The 5,089-nt window shown below is 67.8% G+C and carries 5 protein-coding genes; all 5 read left to right on the forward strand.

Translation table 11 applies throughout. The features are described 5' to 3' along the window. Positions 1-631 (forward strand): DUF502 domain-containing protein (locus QRO95_RS24895; RefSeq protein WP_285303694.1); only part of this gene is annotated, 631 nt, incomplete at its 5' end. Then, a complete protein-coding gene (locus QRO95_RS24900; RefSeq protein ID WP_049437362.1) occupies positions 628-1,413 on the forward strand; it encodes a queuosine precursor transporter in 786 nt (261 codons plus the stop codon). The genes QRO95_RS24895 and QRO95_RS24900, both read left to right, overlap by 4 nt. Positions 1,414-1,507: 94 nt before the next feature. Further along, positions 1,508-3,448 carry a DUF885 family protein gene (locus QRO95_RS24905; protein ID WP_071228705.1) on the forward strand — a complete coding sequence of 647 codons (1,941 nt, stop codon included), beginning with the start codon at positions 1,508-1,510 and terminating at the stop codon, positions 3,446-3,448. Positions 3,449-3,464: 16 nt separating this feature from the next. After that, a complete protein-coding gene (locus QRO95_RS24910; protein WP_071228704.1) occupies positions 3,465-4,535 on the forward strand; it encodes a serine hydrolase in 1,071 nt (356 codons plus the stop codon). After that, positions 4,532-4,936 (forward strand): VOC family protein, encoded by a 405-nt coding sequence (locus QRO95_RS24915; RefSeq protein ID WP_285303695.1) that lies wholly within the window; start codon positions 4,532-4,534, stop codon positions 4,934-4,936. Before QRO95_RS24910 ends, QRO95_RS24915 begins: the two co-directional genes overlap by 4 nt. Positions 4,937-5,089: the final 153 nt, after the last annotated feature.

Here is a 5,089-nt window from a genome sequence, read left to right on the forward strand (position 1 = left end):
GCTCACCCTGCTGCCGATCTGGCTGACCTGGGTCGTGGTCAAGTTCGTGTTCGTGCTGCTGTCGGGCATTTCCAGCCCCTTGGTGGTACCGCTGTCCGAGCAGATCGCGACAAGCTTCCCGCACTACCTCGGCTGGGTCCGCGCCGAATGGATCCAGGACACCATCGCCCTGCTGGCCACCCTGCTGGTGATCCTGGCGGTGGGCGTGGCCAGCCGCCGCGTGCTCGGCCAGCGCCTGCTGCGCTGGGTGGGCGCGGTCATCAAGCGCATTCCGCTGGCCAGCATCATCTACGACAGCGCCAAGAAGCTGCTGGACATGCTTCAGACCGAGCCGGGCAGCACCCAGCGCGTGGTGCTGATCGACTTCCCGCACCGCGACATGAAGTCGGTCGGCCTGGTCACCCGTGTGATCAAGGAACACGGCACCGACCGTGAGCTGGCCGCGGTGTATGTGCCAACCACGCCGAACCCGACCTCGGGCTATCTGGAAATCGTGCCGGTGGAACTGCTGACGCCGACCGACTGGACCGTCGACCAGGCCATGAGCTTCATCATTTCCGGCGGTGCCGTGGCGCCGTCCAGCGTGCCGTTCACCCGTGCCGGCGATCGCACCGGCGAACGCACCGAATGACCCCGGCGCCGATCGAGCGCCCGCTGCAGGACCGCGCGGTCCTGCTGTTCATCGTGCTGGCCGCGTTCTTCTGCGGCAATGCGGTGCTGGCCGAGCTGATCGGGGTGAAGATCTTCGCGCTGGAAGACACCCTGGGCATCGCTCCGCTGAACTGGAACCTGTTCGGCCAGACCGGCTCGCTCAGCTTCACCGCCGGCACCCTGTTGTGGCCGGTGGTGTTCATCATGACCGACACCATCAACGAGTTCTTCGGCAAGCGCGGCGTGCGCTTCATCTCGTGGCTGGCGGTGGTGCTGATCGGCTACGGCTTCCTGTTCGCCTTCGCGGCTATTTCGCTGGCGCCGGCCAGCTGGTGGGTCACGTCGATGGATGGCCACGGCGTGCCCGACTACCAGGCGGCATTCGCAGCGGTGTTCGGCCAGGGCATGTGGACCATCGCCGGTTCGCTGGTGGCCTTCCTGCTCGGCCAGCTGATCGACGTGGCGGTGTTCCATCGCATCCGCCAGGCCACCGGCGAGCGCCACGTGTGGCTGCGTGCGACCGGGTCCACCGCGATCTCGCAGGTGGTGGACAGCTTCGTGGTGATCTGGATCGCCTTCGTGCTCGGACCGCAGCACTGGCCGACCTCGCTGTTCCTGGCGGTCAGCAGCGTCAACTACATCTACAAGATGGGCTTTGCGATCGCCCTGATTCCGTTGCTGTACCTGATGCGGCGTGCCATCACCCGCTATCTGGGTGCCGAGCGAGCCGCATCATTGCGCGCCGCCGCTGCGGCTGACTGAAGCCCCAGCAGCAAAAAGCTGACTGCGCCTTCACGCTGGCCGTACGCGGCCGGATCGTGCAAGCTCCACGGTCTGTGTTCCACGGAAGCTCCTGATGCCGCATCCCACCCGCGCCCTGGCCGCCGCCATCGCCGCGTTGTTCCTGTTCAGCGCCGTGCCGTCGGCCGAAGCAGCGAAAAAGAAGGCCAGCCGCCCTGCCGCCGCGCAGACCCGCCAGGCCGCCAAGCCCAAGGCCCGGCCTGCCCGCGCTACCGCGCCGGCCCGTGGCAGTTCGGCGCGCCGCGCCACGCCGCGTCCGGTCGCACCGGCCCGCGCCGTACCCAAGCAGGTGCAGCTGGAGCGCCTGTATGACGAATACTGGGATGCCTCGATGCGGTTGAATCCGCTGCAGGCAACCTTCCAGGGCGAGGCCCGCTACAACGACCAGCTGCCCAACATCCTGTCCGCCGCGTGGCGCCAGCAATCGCACGACTTCACCACCGAGTGGCTGGGCAAGGTCGAGAAACTCGGCAGCGACGGCCTGCAGGGCCAGGACCTGCTCAGCTACGAGATCTTCGTGCGCGACGCGCGCGCTTCGCTGGCCGCCGAGCGCTACCCGAGCTGGATGATGCCGATCAGCCAGTACTACAACGTCGGCAGCATCATGGCGATCCTCGGTGCAGGTGCCGGCGCGCAGCCGTTCAACACCGTGCAGGACTACGACACCTGGTCGCGCCGTTCGCTCGGCATTCCCGAGCTGTTCGACCAGGCCATCGACAACATGCGCCAGGGCATGAAGGCCGGCGTGGTGCAGCCACGCGACCTGATGGAAAAAGTGCTGCCGCAGCTGGATGCAGTGATCAAGCCGACCGCCGAAGAGAGCATCTTCTGGTCGCCGATCCGCACCATGCCGAACACCATCGCGGCCGAGGACAAGGCCCGCATCAGCGCCGAATACAAGCGCATGATCGAACTGCGCATCATGCCGGCCTATCGCGCCCTGCGCGGTTTCATCGCCACCGAATACCTGCCCGCCTCGCGCACCAGCAGCGGCCTGGGCGCACTGCCCGATGGCCAGGCCTGGTACGCCAACCTGATCGTGCAGACCACGGCCAGCGACCAGACCGCCGCGCAGCTGCACGCGCTGGGCGAACAGCGCGTGCAGGAACTGCAGGCGCAGATCGCCACGGTGATGAAGGACGCCAAGCTGCGCGGCACGCCGGCCAAGCTGCTGCGCAGCATGCGTAACGACCGCCAGTTCCAGTACGGCGACGCCAATGCGTTGATCAACCGCTATCGCCAGGTGCAGCAGCAGGTCAACGCACGCCTGCCGCAGGTGCTCGATACCCTGCCCAAGTCCACGCTGGACGTGCGCGCGGTGGAACCGGAGCGTGCACTGACCGCCGCAGCAGCGGCCTACCAGCCGTCTGCGGCCGGGCAACCGGGCGTGCTGTACGTGAACACCCGCGACCTGCCCAGCCGCAAGCGCTGGAACGTGCCGGTGCAGTACCTGCATGAAGCGATCCCCGGCCACCACGTGCAACTGGGCCTGCAGCAGGAGCTGGCCAAGCTGCCGCGCTTCCGCCGCCTGGGTGGCGATCTCGCCTTCGTCGAAGGCTGGGGCCTGTATGCCGAAACACTGGGTGAGAACCTGGGCATCTACACCGATCCCTACGACCGCATCGGCTACCTGTATTCGCGCCTGCTGCGCGCTGCCCGCGTGGTGGCCGACACCGGCGTGAACGCCCAGGGCTGGAGCAAGCAGCAGGCCGTGGCCTACCTGCAGAAGACCGTGGACATGAGCAGCGATGATGCCAACGCCGAAGTCGAGCGGATCATGGCCCAGCCCGGCCAGGCGCTGTCCAACGTGGCCGGCCTGACCACCATTGTCGCCCTGCGCGACAAGGCCAAGGCACGCCAGGGTGCCGCCTTCGACCTGCGCCGATTCCACGCCGAACTGCTGAAGGATGGCTCGATGCCGCTGGACGTGCTGGACCGCAAGATGGAGCGCTGGATGGCCCAGCCGGCCAGCGCCACGCCCGCGCCTTCACCCTGACCCCTCCGGAGCCGCCATGCGCCCTGCCGTCGCCCTGTTCGCCGTCGTGCTGGGCCTGCTGCCGCTGATGGGCGCTGCCGCACCGGTGCTGACCCCACCGGATGCGGGCATCGACGGCCTGATGCAGGCCTACGACGGCCAGGTGCCCGGCGCCGCTGTGCTGGTGCTGCATGACGGGCAACCGGTGTTCCGCCGCGGCTACGGCCTGGCGGTGCTGGAGGACGGCACCACGATCACCGCAGCCAGCAACTTCCGGCTGGCCTCGGTCAGCAAGCAGTTCACCGCTGCGGCGGTACTGCTGCTGGTGGAGGATGGCCGGCTTGGGCTCGACCAGCCGGCCCGGCAGTGGCTGCCCGAGTTGCCGCCGGCTGCAGCGGCCATCACGATCCGCCAACTGCTCTCGCACACCGGTGGCCTGCTCGACTACGAAGACCTGATGGACCCGGCTGACCCTCGGCAGGTGCATGACGCCGACGTGCTGACCCTGCTGTCGCACGAGGACCGCCTGAATTTCGCACCCGGCACGCAGTATCGCTACAGCAACAGCGGCTATGCACTGCTGGCAATGATCGTCGGCCGCGCCGCCGGCCAGGATTTCGCGAGCTTTCTGCAGCAGCGCATCTTCCGCCCGCTGGGCATGGCGCATACCGTGGCCCACCAGGACGGCGAGGACACGGTCGCTGCACGCGCCTATGGCTACAGCTGGATCGATGGCCGTTGGCAACGCACCGACCAGAGCACCACCAGCGCCGTGCTCGGCGATGGCGGCATCTATTCCTCGCTGGACGACCTGGCCCGCTGGGATGCGGCGCTGTATGACGACCGCCTGCTGTCGAAAGCCTCGCGCCGCGCGATGTTCAGCCCGGCCACCGCAACACCCGAACCGGACGTGCCGCACTACGGCTTCGGCTGGCGCCTGAATGGCCCGGTGCAATGGCACAGCGGCGAGAGCATCGGCTTCCGCAACGTGATCGTGCGCCATCCGGAAAAGCACCTGACCGTGATCGTGCTGACCAACCGCAACGACCCCGAACCCTATCCGCTGGCGCTGAAGATCGCCCAGCGCTGGCTGGACACCCTGCAATGACCCGCGATGCCGACGCCCTGCTGGGCATCCACCACGCCGCACTGATCTGCAGCGACTACGCACGCTCGAAGGACTTCTACGTGCGCATCCTCGGCCTGCGCGTGCTGGCCGAGAACCACCGCAGCGCGCGCGACTCCTGGAAGCTGGACCTGGCCCTGCCCGACGGTGGCCAGCTGGAACTGTTCTCCTTCCCCTCGCCGCCGCCCCGTCCCAGCCGCCCGGAAGCCCAGGGCCTGCGCCACCTCGCGTTCCGCGTCGCCCGGCTGGAACCCTTCATCCAGCGCCTGGCCGCGCATGGCGTGGTGTGCGAACCGATCCGCGTGGACGAATACACCGGCCGCCGCTTCACCTTCTTCGCCGACCCCGACGACCTGCCGCTGGAGCTGTACGAGATCGCGTGAGCGATTTTCAATCGCGGAGGCCCATCCACGCATGGCGTGGATCTACGTGTCGACCAAGGTCGACACCCACCAAGAGCAGGCCGTGGCATTCCAACAGATCGCGGAGACCTGTCGAAGGCGGGGTGGGTCCGGTTGCGGGGGCGTGAGCCGCAT

This window comes from Stenotrophomonas maltophilia group sp. Smal13 (genome assembly GCF_030236855.1).
GTDB classification, from domain to species: domain Bacteria; phylum Pseudomonadota; class Gammaproteobacteria; order Xanthomonadales; family Xanthomonadaceae; genus Stenotrophomonas; species Stenotrophomonas maltophilia_A.

Coding starts and splice junctions, on each gene's coding strand:
- QRO95_RS24900 (WP_049437362.1), top strand. CDS start 628: ATGACCCCGGCGCCGATCGAGCGCCCGCTGCAGGACCGCGCGGTCCTG.
- QRO95_RS24905 (WP_071228705.1), top strand. CDS start 1,508: ATGCCGCATCCCACCCGCGCCCTGGCCGCCGCCATCGCCGCGTTGTTC.
- QRO95_RS24910 (WP_071228704.1), top strand. CDS start 3,465: ATGCGCCCTGCCGTCGCCCTGTTCGCCGTCGTGCTGGGCCTGCTGCCG.
- QRO95_RS24915 (WP_285303695.1), top strand. CDS start 4,532: ATGACCCGCGATGCCGACGCCCTGCTGGGCATCCACCACGCCGCACTG.